This is a genomic window from Nonomuraea rhodomycinica (assembly GCF_013363995.1).
GTDB classification, from domain to species: Bacteria; Actinomycetota; Actinomycetes; order Streptosporangiales; family Streptosporangiaceae; genus Nonomuraea; species Nonomuraea rhodomycinica.
In genome coordinates, this window is the sequence record NZ_JABWGO010000004.1 from 508482 (window position 1) to 533570 (window position 25089).

The 25089-nt window shown below is 73.8% G+C and carries 22 protein-coding genes and 2 pseudogenes; 12 read left to right on the forward strand and 12 right to left on the reverse strand.

Features of this window, described 5'->3' with window-relative positions:
- Window positions 1-3 precede the first annotated feature (3 nt).
- Window positions 4-951: a quinone oxidoreductase family protein gene (locus tag HT134_RS20970; protein WP_175602097.1), complete on the reverse strand. Its 948-nt coding sequence runs from the start codon at window positions 949-951 to the stop codon at window positions 4-6.
- Window positions 952-1174: 223 nt separating this feature from the next.
- Between HT134_RS20970 and HT134_RS20975 the strand changes: the two genes are divergently transcribed.
- The 6 genes from HT134_RS20975 to HT134_RS21000 are packed head-to-tail and all read left to right on the forward strand — an operon-like array spanning window position 1175 to window position 6672.
- Complete coding sequence (locus HT134_RS20975) at window positions 1175-2836, forward strand: ATP-binding protein (protein WP_175602098.1); 1662 nt, start codon at window positions 1175-1177, stop codon at window positions 2834-2836.
- Between the two features lie 7 nt (window positions 2837-2843).
- Window positions 2844-3299 (forward strand): roadblock/LC7 domain-containing protein, encoded by a 456-nt coding sequence (locus HT134_RS20980; protein ID WP_175602099.1) that lies wholly within the window; start codon window positions 2844-2846, stop codon window positions 3297-3299.
- Window positions 3296-3646, forward strand: coding sequence for a DUF742 domain-containing protein (locus HT134_RS20985; RefSeq protein WP_175602100.1), 351 nt, complete (start codon window positions 3296-3298; stop codon window positions 3644-3646). Before HT134_RS20980 ends, HT134_RS20985 begins: the two co-directional genes overlap by 4 nt.
- Window positions 3627-4205, forward strand: a complete 579-nt coding sequence (locus HT134_RS20990) for a GTP-binding protein (protein ID WP_312888282.1) — start codon at window positions 3627-3629, stop codon at window positions 4203-4205. Before HT134_RS20985 ends, HT134_RS20990 begins: the two co-directional genes overlap by 20 nt.
- Entirely contained in the window at window positions 4202-5527 is a 1326-nt protein-coding gene (locus tag HT134_RS20995) for a cytochrome P450 family protein (protein WP_217708122.1), read from the forward strand. The genes HT134_RS20990 and HT134_RS20995 overlap by 4 nt, the downstream gene beginning before the upstream one ends.
- Window positions 5431-6672, forward strand: coding sequence for a cytochrome P450 family protein (locus tag HT134_RS21000; RefSeq protein WP_175602101.1), 1242 nt, complete (start codon window positions 5431-5433; stop codon window positions 6670-6672). The genes HT134_RS20995 and HT134_RS21000 overlap by 97 nt, the downstream gene beginning before the upstream one ends.
- A gap of 11 nt (window positions 6673-6683) precedes the next feature.
- Here HT134_RS21000 and HT134_RS21005 read toward each other — a convergent pair whose 3' ends face one another.
- From HT134_RS21005 to HT134_RS48295, 6 genes and pseudogenes are all read right to left on the reverse strand, one after another.
- Window positions 6684-7151 (reverse strand): hemerythrin domain-containing protein, encoded by a 468-nt coding sequence (locus HT134_RS21005; RefSeq protein ID WP_175602102.1) that lies wholly within the window; start codon window positions 7149-7151, stop codon window positions 6684-6686.
- A 21-nt stretch (window positions 7152-7172) separates the two neighbouring features.
- Window positions 7173-7751, reverse strand: coding sequence for a PadR family transcriptional regulator (locus tag HT134_RS21010; RefSeq protein WP_175602103.1), 579 nt, complete (start codon window positions 7749-7751; stop codon window positions 7173-7175).
- Between the two features lie 314 nt (window positions 7752-8065).
- Window positions 8066-9160, reverse strand: coding sequence for a Vgb family protein (locus tag HT134_RS21015; RefSeq protein ID WP_175602104.1), 1095 nt, complete (start codon window positions 9158-9160; stop codon window positions 8066-8068).
- Window positions 9151-9948 (reverse strand): ATP-binding cassette domain-containing protein, encoded by a 798-nt coding sequence (locus HT134_RS48285; protein ID WP_446685761.1) that lies wholly within the window; start codon window positions 9946-9948, stop codon window positions 9151-9153. Before HT134_RS48285 ends, HT134_RS21015 begins: the two co-directional genes overlap by 10 nt.
- A gap of 297 nt (window positions 9949-10245) precedes the next feature.
- Window positions 10246-10350 (reverse strand): annotated as a pseudogene (locus tag HT134_RS48290) (ATP-binding cassette domain-containing protein); the annotation flags it as partial.
- Between the two features lie 141 nt (window positions 10351-10491).
- A pseudogene (locus HT134_RS48295) lies at window positions 10492-10881 on the reverse strand (ATP-binding cassette domain-containing protein); the annotation flags it as partial.
- A gap of 139 nt (window positions 10882-11020) precedes the next feature.
- Here HT134_RS48295 and HT134_RS21025 point away from each other — a divergent pair.
- On the forward strand, window positions 11021-11602 hold the full coding sequence (locus HT134_RS21025; RefSeq protein WP_312888283.1) for a TetR/AcrR family transcriptional regulator: 582 nt from the start codon (window positions 11021-11023) through the stop codon (window positions 11600-11602).
- A 55-nt stretch (window positions 11603-11657) separates the two neighbouring features.
- Here the strand turns inward: HT134_RS21025 and HT134_RS21030 are convergent, their stop codons facing one another.
- Window positions 11658-13364: a serine/threonine-protein kinase gene (locus tag HT134_RS21030; protein ID WP_312888284.1), complete on the reverse strand. Its 1707-nt coding sequence runs from the start codon at window positions 13362-13364 to the stop codon at window positions 11658-11660.
- A 210-nt stretch (window positions 13365-13574) separates the two neighbouring features.
- Here HT134_RS21030 and HT134_RS21035 point away from each other — a divergent pair, with 210 nt between their 5' ends.
- Window positions 13575-13841 (forward strand): DUF6504 family protein, encoded by a 267-nt coding sequence (locus HT134_RS21035; protein ID WP_175602106.1) that lies wholly within the window; start codon window positions 13575-13577, stop codon window positions 13839-13841.
- Window positions 13841-17644: a DNA polymerase III subunit alpha gene (locus HT134_RS21040; RefSeq protein ID WP_175602250.1), complete on the forward strand. Its 3804-nt coding sequence runs from the start codon at window positions 13841-13843 to the stop codon at window positions 17642-17644. The genes HT134_RS21035 and HT134_RS21040 overlap by 1 nt, the downstream gene beginning before the upstream one ends.
- A gap of 9 nt (window positions 17645-17653) precedes the next feature.
- Here the strand turns inward: HT134_RS21040 and HT134_RS21045 are convergent, their stop codons facing one another.
- The gene (locus HT134_RS21045; RefSeq protein ID WP_175602107.1) at window positions 17654-18364 is read right to left on the reverse strand and encodes a DUF4328 domain-containing protein; all 711 of its coding nucleotides are present in this window, start codon (window positions 18362-18364) and stop codon (window positions 17654-17656) included.
- A 46-nt stretch (window positions 18365-18410) separates the two neighbouring features.
- Window positions 18411-19058: a response regulator gene (locus HT134_RS21050; protein WP_175602108.1), complete on the reverse strand. Its 648-nt coding sequence runs from the start codon at window positions 19056-19058 to the stop codon at window positions 18411-18413.
- Between the two features lie 91 nt (window positions 19059-19149).
- On the opposite strand from HT134_RS21050, the gene HT134_RS21055 reads away from it, so the two are divergent.
- Window positions 19150-19827: an ABC transporter ATP-binding protein gene (locus tag HT134_RS21055; protein WP_175602109.1), complete on the forward strand. Its 678-nt coding sequence runs from the start codon at window positions 19150-19152 to the stop codon at window positions 19825-19827.
- The gene (locus HT134_RS21060) at window positions 19824-21821 is read left to right on the forward strand and encodes an FtsX-like permease family protein (RefSeq protein ID WP_175602110.1); all 1998 of its coding nucleotides are present in this window, start codon (window positions 19824-19826) and stop codon (window positions 21819-21821) included. The genes HT134_RS21055 and HT134_RS21060 overlap by 4 nt, the downstream gene beginning before the upstream one ends.
- An 18-nt stretch (window positions 21822-21839) precedes the next feature.
- On the opposite strand, the gene HT134_RS21065 is transcribed toward HT134_RS21060, so the two are convergent.
- Window positions 21840-22841 (reverse strand): LLM class F420-dependent oxidoreductase, encoded by a 1002-nt coding sequence (locus tag HT134_RS21065; RefSeq protein ID WP_175602111.1) that lies wholly within the window; start codon window positions 22839-22841, stop codon window positions 21840-21842.
- A gap of 91 nt (window positions 22842-22932) precedes the next feature.
- Here HT134_RS21065 and HT134_RS21070 point away from each other — a divergent pair, with 91 nt between their 5' ends.
- Window positions 22933-24369: a sulfatase family protein gene (locus tag HT134_RS21070; protein ID WP_217708126.1), complete on the forward strand. Its 1437-nt coding sequence runs from the start codon at window positions 22933-22935 to the stop codon at window positions 24367-24369.
- A gap of 16 nt (window positions 24370-24385) precedes the next feature.
- On the opposite strand, the gene HT134_RS21075 is transcribed toward HT134_RS21070, so the two are convergent.
- The gene (locus tag HT134_RS21075; RefSeq protein WP_175602113.1) at window positions 24386-25087 is read right to left on the reverse strand and encodes a FadR/GntR family transcriptional regulator; all 702 of its coding nucleotides are present in this window, start codon (window positions 25085-25087) and stop codon (window positions 24386-24388) included.
- Window positions 25088-25089: the final 2 nt, after the last annotated feature.

A 25089-nucleotide genomic window follows, 5' to 3' on the forward strand; every position in this document is an offset into this window, starting at 1 on the left:
CCGTTACGGGATCAGCAGCAGCTTGCCCGTGGTGCGGCGGGCCGTCAGGTCCTCGTGGGCCCGGCCCGCCTCCGCCAGCGGGTAGCGCGCGGAGACGTTGACGCGCAGCCGTCCCGTGCGGATCCACTCGAACAGGTCGGAGGCGCGCTGGAGCAGCTCCTCCCGCTCGGCGATGTAGTGGACCAGGGTCGGGCGGGTCAGGAAGAGGGAGCCGTTCCTCGCCAGGACCTGCGGGTCCAGGGGCGGGACCGGGCCGCTGGCCGCGCCGTACAGGGCCATGAGGCCGCGCGGGCGCAGCGCCTTCAGCCCACCCTCGAAGGTCGTGGCGCCCACGCCGTCGTAGACCACGTGCATCCGGCCGGCCAGCGCCTCGGCGAAGTCGTCGTAGCGCAGCACCTCGTCGGCTCCGGCCTCGCGGGCCAGCTTCTCCTTCTCGGGCGTGGACACGGTGCCGTACACCTTGGCGCCCCTGAGCTTGGCGAGCTGCGTGAGGAGCAGCCCCATGCCGCCGGCCGCGGCGTGGACCAGCACCTCGTCGCCCTCGCGCACCGCGTACGTCGAGTGGGTGAGGTAGTGGGCCGTCATGCCCTGGAGCATCACGGCGGCGGCCAGGTCGGCGCTCACGCCCTCCGGCACGGGCACCACCCGGCCGGCCGGCACCACGGCCTTGTCCGCGTAGCTGCCGAGCACGCTCGCCCAGGCCACCGTGTCGCCCACGGCGACGTCGCGCACGCCCGGGCCGACGGCCGACACGACGCCCGCGCCCTCGGAGCCGATCGTCGTGGGCAGCTCCAGCGGGTACGCCCCGGAGCGGTGGTAGACGTCGATGTAGTTGACCCCGCTCGCCGCGACGTCGACCACCACCTCGCCCTCGCCCGGCTCGGGGTCGGGTCGTTCGACGTACTCGAGAACCTCTGGCCCGCCGTTGGCGGAGATGACTATGGCTCGCATGCTCCTAGTCAACCTCGCAGTCCGGCGCTCGATTCCACCGGGCGGCGCCCCCGGCGCCGACCTGGTGATCTTCCGCGGACCCTTACGGACAGTTGACTAATGTGACTAAAACGGAATACTGGGACTCCTGATTCGGCCGCTGCGGACGGACGCAGTGGACGGCTTCCTCCGTGCTGCCGCCGTCCCGCCGGGTGTCCCCCCTCCCCCCGACCCCAGGATTCTCATGCCGCAAGACCCCCTCATCCTCGCGACGGTGATCGGCGTCGCCGTGCTCGCCGTCGCGGGCGTCCTGTTCGTCCACCTCCGCGTACGGCGTGACCTGGCCCAGGCCCGCGCGCAGCTCGCCCAGGCCCGGCAGGCGCAGGAGCACCTGTCCCGCGAGACCAACGTGAGGGACCAGCGGCTGAGGGAGGCCGAGCGGCAGATCCACGAGGCGGTGGAGCGGCAGGCGCTGGAGGCCGCCGAGGCCGTCCGCGAGGCCCGCGGCCACTACGAGCAGATGTGCGCCGAGACCGCGTACCTGCTCGACAAGCGGATCCCCGCGCTGGTGTCGCACCTGCGCTCCCCGCACGTCGTCGTGCCCGGCCTGCGCGACGCGACGCTGGCCGGCACCGACGTGGACCGGCTGCACCGCGGCATCCTCGACGCGCTCGCCCGCGCCATCCGCGAGGAGGGCGAGCGCGTCGACGAGGCGGCCCAGGCGGTCGTGCGCGGCGCGATGTCGCGCGTGCAGACGCAGGCGCTGCGCGCCCAGGACCTGCTCGCCGACGTGCAGCGCCGCTACAGCGGCGACGAGCACACCGCGCTGCTGCGCGAGGTGCTGGGCCTGGACATGTTCAACGAGCTGATCATCCGGCGGGTCCAGGCGACCGGCATCGCCTGCGGCGCCACGCCCGGCCTGTCGCGTGACGACACCTACCTCGTGGACCTGGTGGTGGGCGCCATCTCCCGCGTGGAGAACTTCGAGCAGCGCGTCGAGGGCCCGGCCAACCACCTGCGCCGCCGGGTCGGCGTGGCCGCCCGCGCCGCCGAGCCGATCCTGTTCGTCACCTCCGAGCTGCTGGCCAACGCGGTCCACCACTCGCACGGCACGCTCAAGGTGTCCATCGCCGTGCACGAGACCAACACCGGCGCGGCCATCGTCATCGACGACGCCGGGGTCGGGCTGAACGAGGAGCAGTTCGCCCGCGCCTCCCGCCTGCTGAACGGCACCCAGCCCGTGCGGCTGGTGGACCTGGGCAACCCGCCGCACACCGGCTGGGCCGCGATCGGCCGGCAGGTCGCCCACTACGGCATGCAGGTCACGGTCAAGAAGAGCGCGTTCGGCGGGGTCCAGGCGGTGGTGGGCATCCCCAACGGGCTGCTGGTGGAGATGCCCGAGCACAGCCGGCCCTCGGTGCTGGCGCCCGAGCCGGTCCGGGCCGTCGCCGCCACGTCGCTCCGCCGGGAGCCCGCCGCGACGCCGTCCCGGGCCGCCGCCCCGGAGGCCCGTCCGGTGTCCGTCCCGGCCACCAGCGCCGCGCCGGCCACGGTCGCGGGTCCCGGCTCGGCGGCCACGGTCGCCGGCACGGCCCCCGGCGCCGGCCCGGTCGCGGACCCCGGCCCGGTCGCGGCCCCCGGCTCGGTCGCCGGCCACGACGGGCAGGCGCGGCCGGACGGCGCCGAGCCGCTCCCCGGGCTGCCCCAGCGCCGCCGCCAGACGCCCCGCGCCACCCCCGCCCGCGCCGCCCGCCCGGCGGCCGGAGCCCCCGGCAGGGGCGCGGACCGGGCGCTCACCACCCCCGAGGAGGCGCAGAGGCGGTGGGGAGACTTCCAGACCGGCGCCGAAGCGGGCCGCCGCGAGGCGATCCCGTCCCAGCCGCACGACATCACCGAAGGGAACTGACCACCCCATGGACGCCCACTCCGCAGCCACCACCGCGCAGACCAAGGGCCGCCCGCTCTCGCTCGACGTGTCCTGGGTGCTGGCGCCGCTGCTGGCGCTGCCCGGCGTCGCGAGCGGCGTGGTGCTGAGCCGTGACGGGCTCATCCTCGGCGGCTCCGCCGGCCTGTCCGTCGAGGCGGGGGAGCGCTCCGCCGCGATGACCAGCTCCGTGCTGGGGGCCGCGCGCGCCCTGTGCGCCGGCCTCGGCTCCGCCGCCGACGGCGAGGTGGTCGACATCGTCATCTCCACGGGCGCCGGCTACACCTACATCGCCCCCGCGGGGGAGCGGGCCGCCATCGTCGTGTCCGCCACCGGAGGGGTCAACATCGGCTCCCTGGCGTACGAGGTGCAGCTCCAGGTGCAGAAACTGATCAAGGCCCTCGACGAGGCGAGCGCCGCCAGGACGCCGGGCGTCCGCGCATGAGCTCCGGACGGCAACGGCGGCGTGTCGTCCCGGACTACATGGCCGCCGCCAGGGTGAGCGTCCCCGAGCACATCACCGTCGAGAGGACCACCCTCGTCTACGTCGCCCCGGACGTGGTCGCCGACGGGCTGGACCCGCCCGCCTCCCACCTGCTGACCCTGCTGGCGGACGGGCCGCTGTCGGTGTACGAGTGCGCCGCGCACCTCGGCCTGCCGTACTGCGTGGTGCGGCTGCTGGTCGCCGGGCTGGCGGCCGGCGGAACCCTCCTCACCCGCGACCCGCCTCCCGCGGACCTGCCCGACCTGGAGATCTTGGAGTTGGTGATCAGTGGCCTTCGCGCGCTCTGACGGCCGCATCAGCGCCGACCACGTACCGGTCAAGCTGGTCATCGCCGGCCCGTTCGGCGTGGGCAAGACGACCATCGTCAACGCCCTGTCCGAGATCGAGCCGCTCAACACCGAGGAGGTGCTGACGCAGGCCGGCACGCTGGTCGACGACCTCACCGGCGTGAACGAGAAGACCACCACCACGACCGCGATCGACTTCGGCCGCCTCACGCTGCCCGGCGTGGTGCTCTACCTGTTCGGGGCGCCCGGCCAGACCCGGTTCCAGGTGCTGTGGGACGAGCTGGTCCGCGGCGCCCTCGGCGTGCTGGTGCTGGCCGACACGCGCCGCATCGACGACAGCTTCGCCGTCCTCGACCTGGTGGAGAACGCCGGGATCCGGTACGCGGTGGCCGTCAACCACTTCCCCGACTCGCCCCAGTACCCGTCCGACGCCCTGCGCAAGGCGCTGGACCTGGACCCGCGCACGCCGTTGCTGGTGTGCGACGCACGCGACCCCGTGTCCGCCCGCGCGTCCCTGATCGCGCTGGTCGAGCACATCAGAGAACTGGTTCTGTCATGACGACGCGCTACATCCCCGACGCCGGCCGCCTGTACGGGCCCGACTTCGCCCGCGACCCGCAGGCCGTCTACGCGGAGCTGCGCCGGCGCTACGGCCCGGTCGCGCCCGTCGAGATCGCGCCCGGCATCGGGGCGCACCTCGTGCTCGGCTACCAGGCGGCCGTGGACGTGCTCACCAACGCGGGCGGGGCGTGGAGCAAGGACTCCCGCGACTGGATGGCCACCCTGCCCGAGACGCCCGAGGCGGCCGGCGCGGTCGGCATGCTCGGCTACCGGCCCAACGCGCTGTACTCCGACGGCGCCGAGCACGCCCGCTACCGCAAGGCGATCATCGACTGCTTCGGCATGGTCCAGCCGCACAAGCTGCGCCAGCTCGTGATCGAGGTGGCCGACTCGCTCATCGCCCGCTTCGCCGGGCGGGGCGAGGCCGACCTGGCCGGCGACTTCGCCCGGCCCATCCCGCTGAAGATCTTCAACCGGCTCTTCGGCCGTCCCGACTCCGACAGCGACGCCCTGATCAGCGCCCTGTCGGACCTGATGGAGGCCGACGGCGAGGCGGGCGCGCGCGGGCTGGACGCCTTCAGCCGCTACCTCGGCGAGCTGGTCGCGGCCAAGTACGCCGAGCGGGGCGACGACCTCACCTCCTGGCTGATCGACCATCCCGCCGGGCTGAGCCAGGAGGAGCTCATCTGGCAGCTCGTCCTGGTGGTGGCCGCCAGCTACGAGCCCACGGCCAGCCTCATCTCCAACGCCATCTCCCGCATGGTCAGCGACGACCGCTACTACTCCTCGCTCACCAACGGGGCCCTCAGCACGTACGACGCCCTGCTGGAGGCGCTGCGCGCCGAGCCGGCCATGGCCAACTACGGCCCCTACTTCGTGCGGCATCCCGTGCACTTCCACGGCACCTGGATCCGCCCGGCCGAGCTGGTCCTCGTCTCCTACGCCGGGGCCAACACCGAGCCGACGAACGTGCCCGAGGAGCTGCGCTCCGACGGCGGCGCCTACCTCGGGTTCGGCGCGGGCCCGCACCGCTGCCCCGCGAGCGACCCGGCCATGCTCATCGCGATGACCGCGATCGAACGCCTGACCTCTCACCTGTGCGACCTGGAGCTGACCGTGCCCCGCGAGGAGCTGTCCTGGCGGCCCGGCCCGTTCCACCGGTCGCTGGCGCACCTTCCGGTGCGCTTCACACCCATCCGTCCTGACCAGCCTGGAGAATCCCCTTGGGCAGCGCAGCCCCCGTCGTCCTCGATCCCTTCGGCCGAGACCTTCCCGGCGAGGTCCGCAGGTTACGTGACCTCGGCCCCCTGGTCCTCGTAGAGCTCCCCGGAGGCATCCCCGCCTGGGCCGTCACCCGCCACGACCTGCTCAAGGACCTGATCCTCAACCCCCTGGTCAGCAAGGACAAGCGGCACTGGCGGCTGCTGCCCCGGGCCGCCGCCGAACCCGCCTGGACCTGGATCATGACCTGGATCGGCGTGTCCAACATGCTGAGCGCCTACGGCGAGGAGCACCGGCGGCTGCGCAAGCTCATCGCCCCCAGCTTCACCGCGCGCCGCACCAAGGCGATGCAGCCGATCGTCGAGGGGATCGTCGCCGAACTCCTGGACGCCATGGCCGCCCTGCCGCCGGGCCAGGCCGTGGACCTGCGCGCCGCGTACGCCCACCCGCTGCCGATGCGGGTGATCTGCGAGCTGTTCGGCGTCCCCGCGCACATGCGGGAGGAGATGGCCTCCATGATGGAGGCCATCATGGACACCACCGCCACCCCGGAGCAGGCGGCGGCCACGGCGGTCCGGATCGGCACGGTGCTGCCCGCCCTGGTGGCCTACAAGCGCGAGCACCCCGGTGACGACCTCACCACCGAACTGATCAACGTCCGCGACAACAGCGCCGCCGGCGTCGGCGGCGGCGCGTCGCTGAGCGACGACGAGCTGCGGGACACCTTGCTGCTGCTCATCGCCGCCGGGCACGAGACCACGGTCAACCTGATCGGCAACGCGGTGCACGCCCTGCTCACCCACCCCGACCAGCTCCGGCGGACGCTGGCGGGGGAGATCGGCTGGGAGGCGGTGATCGAGGAGACCCTGCGCTGGGCCCCGTCCATCGCCAACCTGCCGCTGCGCTTCGCCATCGAGGCCATCGACGTGGCCGGCGCGCGGATCGAGGCGGGCGACGCGATCATCACCACCTACCTCGCCGCCGGGCACGACCCCGACCAGCACGGACCGGACGCCGCCCGCTTCGACGCCACCCAGCGCCGGGACGAGCACCTCGCGTTCGGGATCGGCGTGCACCGCTGCATCGGCGCCCCGCTGGCCCGCCAGGAGGCGCTGGCGGCGCTGCCCGCGCTGTTCGCCCGCTTCCCCGACCTGCGTCTGGCGGTGGAGGAGGACCGGCTCGCGCACGTGCCGTCCTTCATCGCCCACGGCTGGAACGAGCTCCCCGTCCACCTGCACCGCTGACCCTTCGCCGGTCAGGCGTCGCCGAACATCTGCTGTTTGCCGCTCTCCGGAGCGTCGAGCGCGTGAAGCGCCCGGGTCAGCGAGCCTTCCTCGTAGGCGAAATGGGCCTTCATCACGGCCTTGATGTTGTTGATCTGCAGGAAGAGCTCCTGCGGTGATGTCTCCGGGGAGTCCAGGCTCCGCTGGAAGTCGGCGAGAAGCCGTGCCAGGACCTGGTGCTCGCGAGTCAGACGCGTGATCGCGGGCTCCAGGTCCGGCATCCGCTCCAGCAGGGCCGGGAAGAGGACGGCGTCCTCGCTGCGGTGATGGCTTCCGAGAGCGGAGCAGAAGGTGTAGCAGAAGTCGCGCAGCTCGGGCTTGAGGGCCTGGGCGCGGTTGCCGGAGCGGATCGCCCTGCGGGCGTCCTCCAGCGCCCTCTCCAGGCGGTGATGGACGTTCTGCAGTTCGAGGTGCCAGGCGAAGACGCGGTTGCGCAGCATGACGGGCCCTTCCTTTCGGCTTCATGTCGTCGGATCATGCGAGCCCCGGCGGGACCTCTCCTCGGCGACCAGCTCGGGGAGACGCGACGCCAGCTCGCGATGCCAGGTGACCTCCGCGCGCAGGCGGGCGACGCGGTGCCGCATCGCGAGGGACTCCGCCAGGGTCAGATGGCGGGCGATCGACCGCGCGTGCGCCTCGTAGTCGGTGAGCATCGCCTCCAGCGACGCGATCCGGGCCTCGATGACGGGAGGCAGGTCGTCGAGATGGTCGGGGTCGAGCCGGGTGAGGACGAGGTCGAACGGGTCAGGCTTCAGGACGATCTCGCGCAACCCGCTCAGCCGGAGCGACGACAGCGTCCGCGAACCGGCGTCGGTGATCCGCCACACCTGGCGCTGCGGATAGGAGCCGACCCGCTCCGTCCGGACCTCCCCGATCAGCCCTTCCGCGGCGAGCCGCTTGATGGCGCCGTAGAGCCCGCCGATGGTGATGTCGGTCCAGAGGTCGAGATGCTCCTCCTCGGCGAGGAGCCGTAGCTGGTGGCCGTGCATCGGGCCGCGCTCGGACAACGCGCCGAGGATGAAGACACGTATCGACGACACGAGACTAGTCTTGCGAGAGTACCGCTCACGATCAAGAGCGCCAGCGTGATCAGTCCGGCTCCAGGACCGGCCTGGCTCCAGGACCGGCCTGGCTTCAGGACCGGCCTGGCTTCAGGACCGGCCTGGCTCCAGGACCGGCCCGGCTTCAGGATCGGCCCGGCCTCCCACCCCGTGATGCCGTCTCGTCGCACCGCCGTCCCGGCCACCGCGTCGCCGCCATCCGCACCCGAGCCGACGCCGCCCGCCCGATCACGCCGCACCAGAGGCTGGTCACGGGCCGGACGGCGTCGGCTGTCGCGCCGCGCCCGGAGGTGTCAGGAGATCTCGACCCGGGCGAGGGCGCCCGCTTCGAGAGCGACCCAGATGGCGCCGTCGGGCCCGACCGTCAGGCCGTGCGGCTCGGCGCGGGCGGTACCGGCGTCCGGCCCGGCCCCCGCCTGCCCCGCCTGCCCGCCCGTTCCCTCCGAGGACGTGGTGGAGGACCCGGAGGGGGCGGACGACTCCGAGGAACTGGAGGACTCCAAGGACGCGGAGGACACCGACGACGCGGAGGCGTCCGAGGATGTGGAGGACTCGGAAGAGTGGGAGGGGGCGGAGGACGAGGACACGGAAGAGTCGGAGGACGCGGAGGACGGTGACGGGGACGGGGACGGCAGGTCGTGCTCGTCCACCTTGCCCTCCAGCGTGATGCGGCCGAGGCGGTCGGCGGCCCACTCGGTGAACCACAGTGCCCCGTCCGGCCCCGAGACGATGGCGTGCGGACGGCAGGCGCGGTCGGGCAGCGGGAACTCCGTGACCTCGCCCGCCACGGTGATGCGCCCGATCTGCCCGGCGCCGATCTCCACGAACCACAGCGCCCCGTCGGGCCCCGCCGTGATGCCCACGGGCGCGGCCCCGGGCGTGGGCAGCCGGTGGATCGTCATCTCCCCGTCGAGCGCGACCCGGCCGATGGCGTCGCCCTGGTTGAGGGTGAACCACATGGCGTCGTCCGGCCCGGCGGTGAGGGCCGAGGGCATGCCGCCCTTCAGCGGCACCTCGAAGTCGGTCACCGTGCCGTCACCGGCGATCCGCCCGACGCGGTCGGCCTGCAACTGGGTGAACCACATGGCTCCGTCCGGCCCGGCCGCGATGCCGTACGGCGCGCCGACCGCGAAGGACGTCACCTCGCCCGTCTCCGTGATGCGGCTGACCCGGCCGCCCTGGAACTCGGTGAACCACATCGCCCCGTCGGCGCCCGGTGTGATCACGGTCGGTCCGCCGTCGGCCGGGTCGAGCCGGTGGACGACCGGTTCCTCGCCGGGCACGAGCCTGCCGACCATCCCCTGATGGACCAGCGTGAACCACAGCGCCCCGTCCGGGCCGGTCGCGACGCCGTAGGGGGCGCCCTGCGGGATCATGGTCAGTGACATACGCGTCCTCCTGAGACTTCCAGCCGCGTCCCCCGGAATCGCCGCCGGAGGGCGCGGTCGTGCGTGACCACCACGAGGGTGCCCGTGAAGTGGTCGAGTGCCTGCTCCAGCGCCTCGGCGAGGTCCGGGGACAGGTGGTTGGTCGGCTCGTCCAGCAGCAGCACGTCGTGCTCCTCGGCGAGCAGCCGGGCCAGCGCCAGTCTGCGCCGCTGGCCCACGGACAGCTCGCCCACCCTGAGGTCGAGCGCCCCGGCCCGGAACAGGCCGGTGGCGAGCAGCGCGGCCCGCCGCTCGTCGGGATGGCCGTGGCCGTACGCCTCCAGCACCGGCAGGGACGGGTCGAAGCACGTCTCCTGGGCGAGGTGGCCCACCCGGCCACGGGCCCGCTCGGCGACGGCCCGCAGCAGCGTGGACTTGCCCGCGCCGTTGTGCCCGTGCACGAGCAGGCGGTCGCCGGACCGGATGACCAGCGACTCCACGCACAGCCGGTCGGCGACGCGGACGTCACGCAACTCGGCCACCACCGCACGGGTACGCGCGTGGGCGGCGGACGGGGGACGGGGGTTGTGCGGGTCGGCGGCGTCCGGGGGAGTGGTCTCCGAACTCGTCGCGGCCTCGGGGGAGGAGGCGGTGAAGGCACCGTGGAAGCGGAGCGGGTCGGGGGGCCGGGGGACCGGGTCGGCCTCCAGACGGCGCAGGCGTTCCTGGGCGTTGCGGACACGGCTGGCGATCGAGCTCTGGACGCGGCCGGCGTTGCGGTCGTAGGCCATCTTGTTGTTGTCGCGCATGGCGCGGCCGACGGCCACGCGGTGGGCGGTCGTCGCGGCGTGCTCGCGCACCTGACGGACCTCCTCGCGCCAGGCGGTGTACGCCTGCTCCCAGCGGGCCCGGGCCGCCGCCTTGGCGGTCAGGAAGCCGGTGTAGCCCCCGCCGAAGCGGGTGACGTCGCCGCCCTCCACCTCGATCACGGCGGTGACCACCCGGTCGAGGAAGATCCGGTCGTGCGACACGACCACGACCGTGCCCGGGTAGCCGGTCAGCCGCTCCTCCAGCCAGCCGAGCGCGGACTCGTCGAGATGGTTGGTCGGCTCGTCCAGCAGCAGCGTCGCCGGGGCGGCGGCCAGCACGCACGCCAGGCCGAGCCGCGCCTGCTCGCCGCCCGACAGGCTCCCCAGGGTGCGGTCACGACCGCCAGGAGTGGCGGAACGTCCCTCCCCGCCGCGCGTCGTGGGCTCCTCCCCGCAGGGTCCTGAAGGCTCGTCCTGGCCGGGTGTCGCGGTCGCCGGCACGAGAGTCGCTGAGCGTGGAGAAGGGGCGGAGCTCGTGGCGAGGTGGGGCAGGCCGAGGGCGTGCAGGGACCTGTCGACCCGGGCGTCGGCCTCGTAGCCGCCCCGCGTCTCGAACGCCGTGAGCAGCTCGCCGTACTCCTCCAGCAGGGTGTCCTGCCCGGTGGCGGGGTCGGCGGCGAGGGCGGCCTCGATCTCGCGCAGGCGGCGCTCCATCGCTCGGAGCCCGGCCAGCGCGGCGTCGATCGCCTGCTGGACCGTGAGGTGCGGCGGCAGGCCGAGCGTCTGGCCGAGGTGGCCGATCTCGCCCGTCGCGACGACCTCGCCGGAGTCGGGCCGCTCGGCGCCGGCCAGGAGCCGGAGCAGCGTGGACTTGCCCGAGCCGTTCTCGCCCACGATGCCCAGGCGCTCGCCCGGCCGGACGGACAGGGACACGCCGGACAGAACCCTGCGGTGGCCGTAGGACTTGGTGATGTCTCGAAGCAGGATGGTCAGGATGGAGCTCCAATCGCAACGGGTGTAGCTTTAGTGTGGCAGGTGTGAGGATCTAACGCAACTGGAGTTGTCTTTGGAAGTGACCAAGCGACCCGGCGGACGCAGCGCACGGGTCCGTGACGCGGTGCGGCAGGCCACGCTCGCGGAGCTGGCCGAGCACGGGTTCCGCGGCCTGACCGTGGAGAACGTGGCGGAGCGGTCGGGCGTCCACAAGACGACCGTCTACCGGCGATGGGGCAACGTCGAAGGGCTCATCGCCGACGCGCTGGAGCTGGCCGCCCACGAGCCGTGGCCGGTCCCCGACACGGGCACGGTCGAGGGCGACCTGCGCGGGGTCGTGGAGCTGGTGCGCAGCGGGTTCGAGGACCCGGAGCTGGGGCCCGTCTCGTCGGCGTTCGTGGCGGCGGCCATGCAGAGCCCGGAGGCCGCCCGGGCGCTGCACGCGTTCTTCGAGGCGCGTCACGACCAGTCGGCCCAGGTCGTACGGCGGGGCGTGGAGCGTGGGGAGCTGCCCGTCACGGTCGACGCCCGCGAGGTGGTGCGGGTCGCGGTCGCGCCCGTCTACTACCGGCTGTTCGTCGCCCACGAGCCGGTGAGCCGGGAGGACGCCGGTCGGGCCGCCGACGCCGCCCTCGCCGCCGCCCGCGCCGGAGTCCTGTAGGCGGCCCTTCCACGGGACGCCGCGCCCGAGCCCGGTGACGGAGTCGCGGGCGGGTTCAGGTCTGCTTCGGGCCGCGCAGTTCGAAGTCGTCGAACGACATCCTCAGCACCGAGTCGTCCCCCTTGGGGGTGCGGGCGAACAGCCCCACGTACCCGTTGCCGAGCCCGCTCGGGTCGTCCACCTGCTGGACCTGCTCGCCGTTCACCCACATCGTGAGCCGGACGCCGGTCCCGTGCTGCTCGCACGACGCCTCGATGCGGACCCGGCCCGGCTCGCCGTCGACCTTGACCGGCTGCGCCAGCGTGCCGCCCGAGCCGTCCAGGACGCGCCGGATGCGGGCCTGGCCCTTGGTGTCCAGGCCGAACTCGTACGACGTCGAGTCGTCGGCCGAACGGCAGTACACCCCGTACTCGCCGCCGCCCACGACCTGCCGGACCTGCGCGGTGACGCCGACCACCACGCTCATGGGCATCATCGGCGTCGGCGTGCTCGACGGCAGGGGCGGGCCCGTGGGCGAGGCGATGAGGTACGACGTGGGCGCCTTGATGCGGCGCTCCTCGTAGGTGTCCTCCACGTCGATCCCGAACGTGCCGTCGCTCCGGTAGCCGTAGGACGCGGTGTCGTCGGGGTCGTAGGTGCCGCCCCAGCCGCCGGAGGTCTGGGTGAAGTCCTCCTGGAGCAGCACCGGGCCCTCGGGCGGGCTGCCGGGCGTGAGCAGCACCCAGCCGCCGATCCCCGCGCCGGCGAGGACGACCGTGGCGGCGGCGATCCCGGCCACCAGCCGGCCCCTCGCCGGCCTGCGTCCCCCCGGCGAAGAACCGCCGCCCCCGAAGGAGGTCCCGGGAGCGCCGTACGAGGCTCCGGAGCCGGCATGCGAAAGGCCGCCGGGCACTCCCGGATGGGTGAACGGCGTCGTCCCCGGCTGCTGCCAGCTCAGCTGCACCGTCCGGGCCGTCTGCTCCGGCGCCGCCGAGCGGCCCACCAGGTGGTCGAGGAGCTGCTGGGCCGTCGGCCGGGCCGCCGGGTCCTTGCGCAGGGCCGCGGCCACCAGCTCGCGCAGCCCGGGATCCACCTGGCTCAGGTCGGGCTCGGTGTTGAGCACCTGGTAGACGATCGCCGGCAGCGTCTCGCCGCCGAACGGGGCCCGGCCGCTGGCCGCGTACGCCACCAGGCAGCCCCACGAGAACACGTCGCACGCGGCGGACACCGGGTCGCCCCGCAGCACCTCGGGCGCCATGTAGCGCGGCGTGCCGACGATCTCGCCGGTGCCCGTGACCCCGCCGAGCGTGTCGAGAGCCCGCGCGATGCCGAAGTCGATCACCCGGGGGCCGACGGGCGACAGCAGCACGTTGGACGGCTTGAGGTCGCGGTGGACCACCCCGGCCCCGTGGATGGCGGTGAGCGCGGTGGCCACGCTCACGGCCAGCGCGTCGAGGCTGGACCCGCGCAGCGGCCCCGACTGCTCGACGGCCTGCTCCAGGTTGGGCCCGGGCACGTACTCGGTGACGACGTAGAGGAGCTGGCCGTCGAGGTCGGCCTCCAGCACCGCGGCGGTGCAGAACCTGCGCACCCGCCTGGCGGCGTCCGCCTCCCGGCGGAAACGCATGCGGAACTGGTCGTGCTGGCTGAACTCCGGGTTGATCACCTTGATGGCGACGCGCTGCCCCGCGGTGTCCTCGGCGAGGTGCACCGTGCCCATCCCGCCCCTGCCCAGCACGCTCAGCAACCTGTAGCGCCCGATGTGGGAGGTTTCACCGCTCACGGCGGGTTAGCTTACCGATATCGGCCTCGTCCGGGCGGGCCGACACGGGCTCCCCGCGACATGGGCTCCCCGGCCGGCTCACCCGCACCGGCCGGGCAGGCGTGAGCGACTTGCGCTCGACGCCGCAAAGAACATATGTTCGATATGTAAGAACACCCGCCTTCCCCCGGGTGGCTGGACACAGTCGACGAAGCCGCGGGGAGAGGCGTCTTGAGCAGACTCTATGGCGATCCGATCGAGGTCTGGACGCGCGACGGCGAGCCCAGCCAGTTCGTCTGGCGCGACCGGCTCTACCTCGTGCGCCGCGTCCTCGACCACTGGGTGGTGGCGCGGGAGTGGTGGAAGATCCGGGAGGGCGATCCCGGTGAGCGTCAGTTCTGGCGGGTCGAGGCCAGTCCGGGGCGCGAGGCCGGCTCGTACGAGCTGAGGTTCGACACCGCCAGCGGCGGATGGCTGCTCATGAGGGCGTGGGACTGATGGCCGCGCCGTTCCCGCACCTCAACGTGGCCTCCGCCTACTCGATGCGGTACGGCACCGCGTTCCCGCGCGAGCTGGCGCGGCGGGCGGCCGACGACGGCATGGACATCCTCGCGCTGACCGACCGCGACGGTCTGTATGGCGCGGTCAAGCACGCGCAGGCGTGCGCGGACGCGGGGATCGGGCCCGTCTTCGGCGTCAGCCTCGCCCTCGCCGAGCCCGACGGCACACTCGACGGCCTCGGGTACGGCAGTTCGCTCGACGGCGCCCTCGGCGGTGCCCTCGGCGGTGCCCTCGACGGCGCTCCCGGCGGTGCTCCCGGCGGCGCGTTCGACGGCCTCGGACATCCCGGGGCCCCGGGCGAGAGCCGCAAACGGCACCGCCCCCGCACGGGGGCCGACGCCGAGGACCGGATCACCGTGCTGGCCCGTTCGAACGGCTGGTCGCGCCTCGCCCGGCTGGTCACCGAAGCCCACTACGCGGGCGAGCGCGGCGAGCCGCGCGTGACCCGCGAGATGGTGGCCGCGTGGGCCGGCCCGGGCGACACCCCCGACGACGCTCTCGTGGTGCTGCTCGGCCCACGGTCCGACGTGGGCCGGGCGATGGCCGCGCGCCACGACGACCGGGCCCGGGCGCTGCTCGCCCTGTGGCGCTCCATGGTGCCCGGGGTGGTGGTCGAGCTGGTCGACCAGTACGGCTTCCGCGACGCGATCACGGCCGTCCACATGCTGGCTCTGGCCGAGTCCGCCGGGGTGCCCGCCGTGCTCACCAACGCCGTCAGGTACCTCGACCCGGACGACCACCAGGTGGGCGACGTGCTCGACGCGGCCCGCCAGCTCGTCCCCCTGCACCCGCGCCATCTGGAACGCACCACCTCCCACGCCTACCTCAAGGGCTCCAAGGACATGGCCCGGGTGGCCGCCAAGATCTGCGGCTCCGACGCGCGCCGGGCCGCCGACCTGCTGCGCGCCACCCGCAGGGTCGCGGAACAGTGCGTGATGGACCCGGGCGAGCTGCTCGCGCTGCGCGGCGACCCGCCCGCCCTGCACCTGCCCGAGATCGGCGCCGACCCGGTGCCGCTGCTGCGCCGGCGGGTGGAGGACGGGATGGCCGGGCGCGGCCTGGCCCGTTCGCGCGAGGCGCGGGAGCGGCTGCGGGACGAGATGGACATCATCGAGCGCAAGCGCCTGTCCGGCTACTTCATCGCCGTGTCCGACATCACGAGCATGATCCGGCGCATGGGCGTCCGGTGCGCCATCCGCGGCTCCGGCGCGGGCAGCCTGGTCAACTACCTCATCGGCATCGGCGAGGTGAACCCCCTGGACCACGGCCTGCTCATGGAGCGCTTCCTGTCGGAGGGCCGCGTCGGGCTGCCCGACATCGACGTCGACGTGGAGTCCGCCCGCCGGCTCGACTGCTACCAGGCCATCTTCGACAGGTACGGCGAGGCGCGCGTGGCCTGCGTGTCCATGATGGAGACCTACCGGGCCCGCAGCGCGATCCGCGACGTGGCGGGCGCGATGGGCCTGCCCCCGTACGAGATCGACGCGATCGCCAAGGCGTTCCCGCACATCCGGGCCAAGCAGATCACCGCGTCGCTGAGCGACCTGCCCGAGCTGCGCGACAGCAGGCTGGCGGAGGCGGGGCTGGACCGGGTGTTCAGGCTGGCCGAGAAGCTCGACGGGCTGCCCCGGCACATCGCGCTCCACCCGTGCGGGGTGCTCATCGGCAACGCCGGGCTGCGCGACCGCACACCGGTGGAGCGCAGCCTGCTGGGCTTCCCGATGTCGCAGTTCGACAAGGAGGACGTGGAGGAGGCGGGGCTGCTCAAGCTGGACGTGCTGGGCGTGCGCATGCAGTCGGCGATGGCGTACGCGCTGGGCGAGATCGAGCGCGTCGACGGCGTCAGGGTCCGGCTGGACGAGCAGAGCGCCCCCGAGGAGGCCCAGGAGGACGCGGGGGACGCACAGGTGCGGTACGTGCCGCACGACGACCAGGACACCTACGACATGATCTGCGCCGCCCGCACCCTGGGCTGCTTCCAGATCGAGTCGCCCGGCCAGCGCGAGCTGGTCGCCAAGCTGGAGCCGCGCGCGATGCACGACCTGATCGTGGACATCTCGCTGTTCCGGCCCGGACCGGTGAACTCCGACATGGTCACCCCGTACCTGGAGGCCAGGCACGGGTGGCGGGCGGCGTACTACCCGCACGAGCGGCTGCGCGAGCCGCTGAAGGAGACGCACGGCGTCGTGGTCTTCCACGAGCAGGTGCTCAGGGTCATCGCGGCGATGACGGGCCGCGACCTGTCGTTCGCCGAGATGCTGCGGCGCTCGCTGGGCACGCCCGAGGGGCGGGAGCTGGTCCGCAAGACGTTCGTGCCGCTGGCCAGGGCGAACGGGTTCGACGACGCGACCGTGGAGCGGGCCTGGCAGGTGCTCGACGCGTTCGGCGGGTTCGGGTTCTGCAAGGCGCACGCGGCGGCGTTCGCGCTGCCCACCTACCAGTCGGCCTGGCTCAAGCGGCACCACGCGGCGGCGTTCTTCGCGGGGGTGCTCACGCACGAGCCCGGCATGTACCCGCAGCGGGTCATCATCGACGAGGCCCGGCAGTGCGGGGTCGCCATCCTGCCGCTCGACGTCAACAGGTCGGGCCGCGACTGGCAGGTGGAGCGCCTCGGGCCGCGCCCGCCGCTGCGGCTCCAGGTCCGGGCCGACGCCCTGGGGGAGGGGGACGAGCCCCGGCGCGTCCCCTTCAAGGCCGAGGAGCTGGGCAAGGGGTACGCGCTGCGGGTGCCGTTCTCGGCGGTCAAGGGGGTGAGCGAGGCGGAGGTGGACCGCATGGTCGCGGGCCGGCCGTACACGTCGCTGGCGGACTTCTGGGACCGCGCCCGGCCGTCGCGGCCGATCATGGAGCGGATCGTGCAGGTGGGCGGGATGGACGCGCTGCACGGCCTGAGCCCGGGCGGCCCGGGCGAGCGCTGGCGGCCCGGCCGCCTGACCCGCCGCGACCTCGTCGCCCAGGTGGGCGCCCTCGAACGCGCCTCCGCCGCCTCCGGCGTGGGACACGCCACGGCCGGCCGCTCCCGCCGCTACGCCCCGGCCGGGCCCGCCCCGTCGGGCGGCGGGCGCGAGGGGGAGGCGGCAGCCGTGCAGCTCCCGCTGGGGTTCGGCGAGCACGTGCCGCCGGGCGAGCTGCCCGAGATGACCGAGGCCGAGATGGTGGAGGCCGAGCTGGAGATCCTCGGGATCGACGTCTCGCGCCACGTGATCAGCTTCCACGACGAGCTGCTCGACGCGCTCGGCGTGGTGCGCTCCAAGGACCTGCTGCGCCAGCGCAACGGCGCCGAGGTGCTGGTCGCGGGGGTCAAGGTGGCCACGCAGACGCCGGCGGTGCGCTCGGGGCAGCGGGTCATCTTCGCCACGCTCGACGACTCGACGGGTCCGGTCGACCTGACGTTCTTCGAGTCGGTGCAGGGCAGGTGCGCGGCGACGGTGTTCGGGTCGTGGCTGATGGTGGCCAAGGGCGTGGTCCGCCGCACGGGCACGCGGGCGGTCTCGCTGCGCGCGGTGGACTGCTGGAGCCTGGCCGACCTCGACCGGGTGTGGCGTGCGGAGGGGATCGAGGCGGTCCGGGCGCTGATGGCCCGCGAGACGCAGCCGCGGGGCGGCGTGGGCGGTCGGCCGATCGAGTACGCCAACGGCTTCCGGCTCTCGCCGTACTCCGATCTCGGCCCGGCGGTCACGTCGCCGCCGCGCCTGCTGTGGCACGCGAGCCCCGGCAGCTCCGGTCCCACGGCGGCGTGAGAACCGCGGTCAGCTCGCCTGGCCGAGCGGCGCCGACTCCGGCGGCGCCGCCGGCCGGCGCAGGCGCAGCAGCGTGGGAACGGCCACCCCGCGCGCCGCGCACTGCACGGCCGTGATCTCCCGGACGGTCGCCGCGCACAGCAGCGCCGCCGCCGACAGCGCCACCAGCTCCGGAACGCCGACCCCGGTCAGCCCGTCGGCCGACGTCTCCAGCGGCAGCCGGACGGTCACCAGCGCCAGCGTGGTCAGCCAGCTCGCCCACCACGCCGCCAGAAGCGCGAGCCAGCGCCGCCGGCGGCCGTCCGGCGGCAGGGAGCCCCGCCACAGGGCGTCCACCAGCAGGACCGGCGCCACGAGGTTGACGCCGGGGATGAGCCAGGCGGCGGCCACCGGCCCGGCGGGGGCGTGCCGGTCGCCGACGTGCCGGGCGCGGATCAGCCAGGTGGTGTACGCGGCGGCGCAGGCGATCGTGGCGACGCCGAGCAGCAGGATGAGGACGGCGAAGAGCGTGACCGCGCCCACGACGGCCTCGGCCTCGGCGCCGCGGGGACGCCCGTCGAAGGCCGCGAGCTGGGCGGCGAGGCTGCGCCCGCGGACCAGCTCGAACGTCACCAGCGCGCCCAGGCAGAGGACCTGCGCGGCGAGCGACGCGTAGACGGCGGAAGCGGCTCTCGTGGGCGGTGCCTGGGCGTAGCGCACGTTGTTCTCCCCCCGGGCCATGCGCTGAGGTTCTCATTCACTTCTATCCCGCTGAGCTCGCTGTTAATCAGCGCACCACGCCGGATTCCCACGCCCAAGCTGCGATTTCCACCCGATTCCGGACACCGAGTTTGGCCTGGATGCTGCCGAGATGCGTCTTGACCGTGGACAGCGAGACGAACAGCTCGGCGGCCACCTCCTGGTTGGTGCGGCCCCGGGCCACCAGCCGCACCACGTCGAGCTCCCGTTCGGTCAGCGGCTCGTCGGGGGCGGGGGCGCCCCGCTCGGGCCGGGACAGGTGCCGCAGCAGCCGCACGGTCACCGACGGCGACACCAGCGCCTCCCCGTCGGCCGCCGCCCGGACCGCCTCGATGAGCAGCGTCGGGCCGCTGTCCTTGAGCAGGAAGCCGGTGGCTCCCGCCCGCAGCGCCCCGTAGACGTACTCGTCCAGGTCGAAGGTGGTGACGATGACCACCCGCATCGGGTTGTCCACGCCCGGCCCGGCCAGGGCGCGGGTGACCTCCAGCCCGTCCAGCTTCGGCATCCGGATGTCGAGCAGGCACACGTCCGGCCGGAGCCGCCTGGCCTCGGAGACGGCCTCGGCGCCGTCGGCGACGGCCGCCACGACCTCCATGTCCGGCTGGGCGTCCAGGATCATCTGGAAGCCGGTGCGCACCAGTTGCTGGTCGTCTGCGATGAGAACCCGAATAGTCACGGCGAACACTCTAGGATCGGCCGTTCGGCCGAGGCACAACCGGACGCACGGCCGATCCGCCGGCAGGGGTCGCGCCGGAAGACTCTCCGGCATGAACGACGTGCTCGCTGGACGAGCCCTGACCAAGAGGTTCGGGCAGACGGTCGCCCTGGCGGGCGTGGACATGGCGGTGCGGCCGGGCGAGGCCGTGGCCATCATGGGGCCGAGCGGCTCCGGGAAGTCCACGCTGCTCCACTGCCTGGCCGGCATCATGAGACCCGACTCGGGCGAGGTGCGCCTGGAGGGCACCCGCATCGACGACATGGGCGAGCGCAGGCGCAGCGCCCTGCGCCGCACCCGTTTCGGCTTCGTCTTCCAGTTCGGCCAGCTGCTGCCGGAACTGCCCGCCGACGAGAACGTGGCGCTCCCGCTCATGCTGGGCGGCGTGACCCGCGCCGAGGCGGTGCGGCGGGGCCGGGAGTGGTTCGCCCCGCTCGGCCTGGGCGGCATGGAGGCGCGGCGGCCCGGTGAGCTGTCCGGCGGGCAGGCGCAGCGGGTGGCCATCGCCCGCGCCCTGGTGACCAAGCCGGCGGTGGTCTTCGCCGACGAGCCGACCGGCGCCCTCGACCAGACGACCGGCCACGACACGATGCGGCTGCTGGTCGAGGCCACCAAGCACAACGGCGCCTCGCTCATCGTGGTCACCCACGACCCGGGCGTGGCCGGCTGGTGCGACCGCACGGTCGAGGTCCGGGACGGCGTGCTGCTCGCCGCGGGGGCGCGCGCATGAACGTGGGCCTGACCTGGAGGCTGCTCAAGGGCGGCGGGCGCAGGGGCATGCTCGGCACCTGGCTCACCCTGGGCGCCGTCGCGGTGTCCACGGCGCTGCTGCTGTTCGCGGTCGCGGTGGACTTCGCCTTCGCGGCCCGCGCCGACCGGGGCGCCTGGCGCAACCCGGTCGCGGCCGGCTCGCGCCCGGCTGTCGCGATCGAGGCGAGCCGGCACGACTACGTGCGCGGCAGGGAGATCACGGTGGTGGACCTGGCCGCCCTGCCGGGCAGGAGCCCCGAGCCGCCGCCCGGCCTGCCGCGCTTCCCGGCGCCCGGCGAGGTGTGGCTCTCGCCCGCCCTCGCCGGACTGGCCGACCGGCTGCCCGCGGCCGAGCTGGCCGCCCGCTACCCGAAGCGGGCCGGCGTGCTCGGCGACGAGGGGCTGGTCCACCCGGACGAGCTGATCGTGGTGGCCGGCCGCGCGCCGGACGCGCCCGAGCTGACGGCCGCGCGCAGCTCCGACTGGATCGTCGGCTCGCAACCGGTCAAGGTCGCCTCGCTGGCGGGGGAGCCGACGGAGGACGCCGAGGGGTACCAGGTGCTCGGGCTCATCGCCAGCGTGCTCATGGTGGTGCCGCTGCTGGTGTTCGGCGGGGCCGCCGCCCGGCTCACGGTGGCCCGGCGGGACCAGCGGCTGGCCGCGCTGCGGCTGGTCGGCGCGACGCCCGGCCAGGTGGTGGCCATGACGGTGGCGGAGGCGGTCATCGTCGCGTTCGCGGGCGCGCTGGCGGGGGCCGTGGCGTACGCGCTGGCCGTGCCGCTGCTGACGCGCGTGCGGATCGACGGCGGTCCGTGGTTCGTCGCCGACCTGTGGCCGCACCCCCTGGTGATGGCGGGCACCGTGGTCGCGGTGCCGCTGCTGACCGGCCTGTCGGCCGTGGCGGGGCTGCGCCGGGTCGTGGTCAGCCCGCTGGGCGTGGCCAAGCGGGAGACGCCTCCCGGCATGCGGTGGGTGCGGCTGCTCGCGCTGGTCGCGGTGCTCGTCGCCGTCCCGGTGGTCTCCCGCGGCGACAGCGTCGGCCTGATCGCGGTGGTGATCGGGCTGGCGTTCCTCTCGATCAACCTGGTGGGTCCGTGGGTCGTGGGCCTGATCGGCCGGATCACCGCCGCCTCGGCCCGCCGCCCGGCCCGGCTGCTGGCCGGGCGGCGGCTGGTCGACGACCCGCGCTCGGCCTGGCGCACGGTGAGCGGCGTGGCCCTGACCGGCTTCGTCGCGGGCTTCCTCGGGCTGCTCAGCCCCGGGACCCTGGCCGGGACGCAGGACACCGGCCACCTGCGGGTGAGCGCGCCCGCCGGGCAGGCCGCGACCGTGGCGCAGGAGGCGCGGGACCGGCTGAAGCGGGCCGGCGTGGGCGCCGCGGTGACGACGCGCAAGGACGTCGTCGTGATCGCCCTGAAGGACGCCACCCCGATCACCGACGAGGACGCGCGCCGCAGAGCGCTGGACGGCGCTCCCGCGCAGGCGGCCCCCGCGGCGCTCGACCGGGCGCGGACCGCGCTCACGGGCCTCGTGCCCGGCCGCACGCCGACGACCCAGGCCGACGACGAGTACTTCGGGGGCCAGATCCTCGGCGACATCGCCGTGGGGACGGTCGTGGTGCTGTCGGTGTCGTTCCTGGTGGCGATCGCCAGCGCGGGGATCACGGCCGCCTCGTCCGTGCTGGACCGGCGGCAGACGTACGCGCTGCTGCGCCTGGCCGGCACGCCGCTGGAGGTGCTGGACCGGGCCCGCCGCGCCGAGACGCTGATCCCGCTGGCGGTCATGGGCGGCGGGGCCATCCTGGTGGGCGCCTTCTGCGGCGTCCCGTTCATGATCACCGATCCGAACCTGACGGGGCTGGTCACGCTGATCGTGTGCGTCGCCGCCGGCTTCGCCGGGGTCGTGGGCGCGGGGGCGCTCAGCAGGCCGCTGCTGCGCTCGGTGACCGCCGACCCGGCGCCCCGCCCCGACTGACCGGCCGCGCGGGCCGGCTCAGCCCAGCACCAGGTCGCGGATCACGGCCAGCTGCTCCTCGTCGCGCGGCCCCATGACGAGCAGCGAGGTCACGGGGGAGGCCCGCCAGAGTTCGAGGCGCTCCTTGATGCGCTCCGGCGGGCCCACCAGCGCGATGCCGTCGGCCAGCTCGTCGGGGATCGCCTGGAACGCCTCGTCCTTCCGCCCGGCCAGGTACAGCGCCTGGATCCGCTCGGCCGCCTCGGCGTACCCCATCCGGCCCATGATGTCGGCGTGGAAGTTGCGGTGCCGCGCGCCCATGCCGCCGATGTAGAGCGTCAGCATCAGCTTCACGCCGTCGAGCGCGGCCCGCACGTCGTCGGAGATGACCACCATGACCATCGCCGCGATGTCGAAGTCCGGGCCGCGGGCCGCGAGCGCGTCGCCGTACATCTCCTCGATCTTGGAGGGGAACGTGAACAGCGGCAGCCAGCCCTGCGCGATCTCGGTCGCCAGGGCGACGTTCTTCGGGCCCTCGGCGCCGAGGTAGACGGGGATGTCCGGGCGCAGCGGATGCGTGATGAGCTTGAGCGGCTTGCCGAGCCCGCCCGGCAGGGGCAGCGGGTAGTGCGGTCCGTCCGAGGTCACCGGCTCCTCGCGCCGCCACACCTTGCGCATGATCTCCACGTACTCGCGGGTGCGCGCCAGCGGCCGGGCGAACGGCCGGCCGTACCAGCCCTCGACGACCTGCGGCCCCGAGGCGCCGACGCCGAGCAGGAGCCGGCCGCCCGTGAGGTGGTCGAGCGTCATGGCGGTCATCGCGGTGGTGACCGGAGGGCGGGCCGAGAGCTGGGCGACCGACGTGCCGAGCTTGATGCGGGACGTGCGGGCGCCGTACCACGCCAGCGGCGTGAAGGCGTCGCTGCCGTACGCCTCGGCGGTCCACACCGAGTCGTAGCCGAGCCGTTCGGCGGCCAGCACGAGGTCCGTCGCGTCGTTGGGGTGGCGCTGCCAGTAGCCGAGGTTGAGGCCGAGTCTCATGACACCTCCAGAATTTAGTTCTATTACGGCCATGGCGACCCCGCGTGTCAATGCATGATCTTCCGGGGAGGTCTGAGCTGTGCTCAAGGGTTTGCGTCACATAGTCTCCGCCCTGGTCGTGCTCGCCGCCGGGGCCGTCCCCACGGCCGTCCCGCGCACCGCCTGCGCCCAGGGGCCGGCGGCGAAGCCGAACATCGTCATGGTGCTCGCCGACGACCTGGAGACCGGCACCCTGCCGTACTTCCCCAACATCACCCGCCTGGTGCGCGAGGGCGCGTCCTTCGACCGGTTCTTCGTGACCAACTCGTGGTGCTGCCCGTCGCGCTCGTCGATCCTGCGCTCGCAGTACGTGCACAGCCACGGCGTGTGGACCAACACGCCGCCCGAGGGCGGTTTCGACAAGTACCACACCAGCGGTTTGGAACGTTCCGACCTGGGGTTGTGGATGCAGCAGGCCGGGTACCGCACGGGACTCATGGGCAAGTACCTCAACCACTATCCCGGCCGCAGCGCCGAGGAGTCGTTCGTGCCGCCCGGCTGGAACGAGTGGGACGTGCCCGTCCGCCGCCTGTACGAGGAGTACGGTTACCGGCTCAACGAGAACGGCGCCACCGTCGACTACGGCTGGGCCGAGGACGACTACCTCTCCGACGTGCTCGCCCGCAAGGCCGGCAGCTTCGTCGCCGCCTCCGACCAGCCGTTCTTCCTCTACCTCGCGCCGATCGGGCCACACAACCCGGACAACCCGGCCGTCCGCCACGCCGACGCCTTCATCGGCGCGCAGGCGCCGCGCACGCCCTCGTTCGACCAGCCGGACGTCAGCCGCGAGCCCGCCTGGCTGCGCGCGCGCCCGAGGCTGTCCGAGGACGTCATCGACCGGATCGACGAGCGCTACCAGGCGCGCATGCGGGCCATGCTGGGCGTGGACGACCTCGTCGGCTCGCTCGTCGAGTCGCTGCGCGCCGCGGGCAAGCTGGAGAACACCTACATCATCTTCACCAGCGACAACGGCTTCCATCTCGGCACCCATCGCCTCAAGCAGGGCAAGACCACGCCGTTCGAGGAGGCCATCCGGGTGCCGCTCGTGGTGCGGGGGCCGGGCGTGCCGGCGGGTTCGGTGATCCACGAGATGGCGCAGACCGTGGACCTCGGCCCCACCTTCGGCGAGCTGGGCGGGGCCACGCTGCCGTCCTTCGCCGAGGGGCGGTCGCTGGTGCCGCTGCTGCGCGGGCAGCACCCGTCGCCGTGGCGCAAGAACGCGCTGGTCGAGTTCTCCAGGCCCACCGACAGGTCCTCGGCCGCCCAGACGCCCGTGCCCAACTACCAGGCGCTGCGCACCGAGAACTACACGTACGTCAAGTACGCGACGGGGGAGACCCAGCTCTACGACCTCACCAAGGACCCGTACGAGCTGACCAACCTGGCCGCCGGCGCGGATCCGGAGCTGGTGCGCAACCTCCAGGACCGGCTCCAGGCGATGGTCTCCTGCTCAGGGGCGAGCTGCCGGGAGGCCGACGTGCGGGAGTGACCCGCCGGGCGGGCCGTCACTCGCCGCAGAGGTCGGGGTAGGCGCGCGCCAGGTGGTCCGTCACCGCCTCCGTGGCCTGGTCGGGGTCGCCCTCCAGGACGGCGCGCAGGATGCGGCGGTGGTCGGTCTGCAGCCCCGACGTGTCGCCCAGCCGTACGACGGCCTCCACCGCGTACCGGCGCAGCGAGTCGCGCAGCGAGCGCATGAACGCGGCGATCAGCCGGTTGCCCGACGCCTCGGCCAGCGCGCAGTGGAAGGCCGTGTCGTGCTCCACGAACTCCTCCGGCGAGGCCGCCCGGTCCATCCCCGCGATCGCCTCGGCCAGCACCGAGACGTCGGGCCCGGTCAGGGCCGCCCGCGCCGCCGCCCAGCGCTCGATCATCAGCCGCGTGTCGATCACCTCGCGCGGCTCCAGCGAGGCCAGGCCGAGATGCAGCCGCAGCAGGTCGGTCAGCGCCGCGTCCGGCTTGGAGACGAGCACCGCGCCCGCGTCCGGGCCCCGGCCGACCTGCGAGGACACCACGCCGAGCGTCTCCAGCACGCGCATCGCCTCGCGCACCGACGACCGGCTGACGCCGAGCTGCTCGGCGAGCTGCCGCTCGGCGGGCAGCCGGTCGCCCGCCGTCAGGCCGTCCTCGGCGATGCGCCGCTCGACCTGCGCGAGGACGTCCTCGAACGTGCGGGTCTTCCTGACGGGCTGCCAGCCGGTGCCGGTCAACG

Excerpts from the sequence above, each read along its gene's own strand:
- HT134_RS20985 (WP_175602100.1), top strand. The coding sequence starts at position 3,296 with ATGAGCTCCGGACGGCAACGGCGGCGTGTCGTCCCGGACTACATGGCC.
- HT134_RS21055 (WP_175602109.1), top strand. The coding sequence starts at position 19,150 with ATGAACGACGTGCTCGCTGGACGAGCCCTGACCAAGAGGTTCGGGCAG.
- HT134_RS48285 (WP_446685761.1), bottom strand. The coding sequence starts at position 9,948 with ATGCGCGACAACAACAAGATGGCCTACGACCGCAACGCCGGCCGCGTC.
- HT134_RS21045 (WP_175602107.1), bottom strand. The coding sequence starts at position 18,364 with ATGGCCCGGGGGGAGAACAACGTGCGCTACGCCCAGGCACCGCCCACG.
- HT134_RS21065 (WP_175602111.1), bottom strand. The coding sequence starts at position 22,841 with ATGAGACTCGGCCTCAACCTCGGCTACTGGCAGCGCCACCCCAACGAC.
- HT134_RS21005 (WP_175602102.1), bottom strand. The coding sequence starts at position 7,151 with ATGCTGCGCAACCGCGTCTTCGCCTGGCACCTCGAACTGCAGAACGTC.
- HT134_RS21040 (WP_175602250.1), top strand. The coding sequence starts at position 13,841 with ATGGCCGCGCCGTTCCCGCACCTCAACGTGGCCTCCGCCTACTCGATG.
- HT134_RS20980 (WP_175602099.1), top strand. The coding sequence starts at position 2,844 with ATGGACGCCCACTCCGCAGCCACCACCGCGCAGACCAAGGGCCGCCCG.
- HT134_RS20970 (WP_175602097.1), bottom strand. The coding sequence starts at position 951 with ATGCGAGCCATAGTCATCTCCGCCAACGGCGGGCCAGAGGTTCTCGAG.
- HT134_RS21015 (WP_175602104.1), bottom strand. The coding sequence starts at position 9,160 with ATGTCACTGACCATGATCCCGCAGGGCGCCCCCTACGGCGTCGCGACC.
- HT134_RS21060 (WP_175602110.1), top strand. The coding sequence starts at position 19,824 with ATGAACGTGGGCCTGACCTGGAGGCTGCTCAAGGGCGGCGGGCGCAGG.
- HT134_RS20975 (WP_175602098.1), top strand. The coding sequence starts at position 1,175 with ATGCCGCAAGACCCCCTCATCCTCGCGACGGTGATCGGCGTCGCCGTG.
- HT134_RS20995 (WP_217708122.1), top strand. The coding sequence starts at position 4,202 with ATGACGACGCGCTACATCCCCGACGCCGGCCGCCTGTACGGGCCCGAC.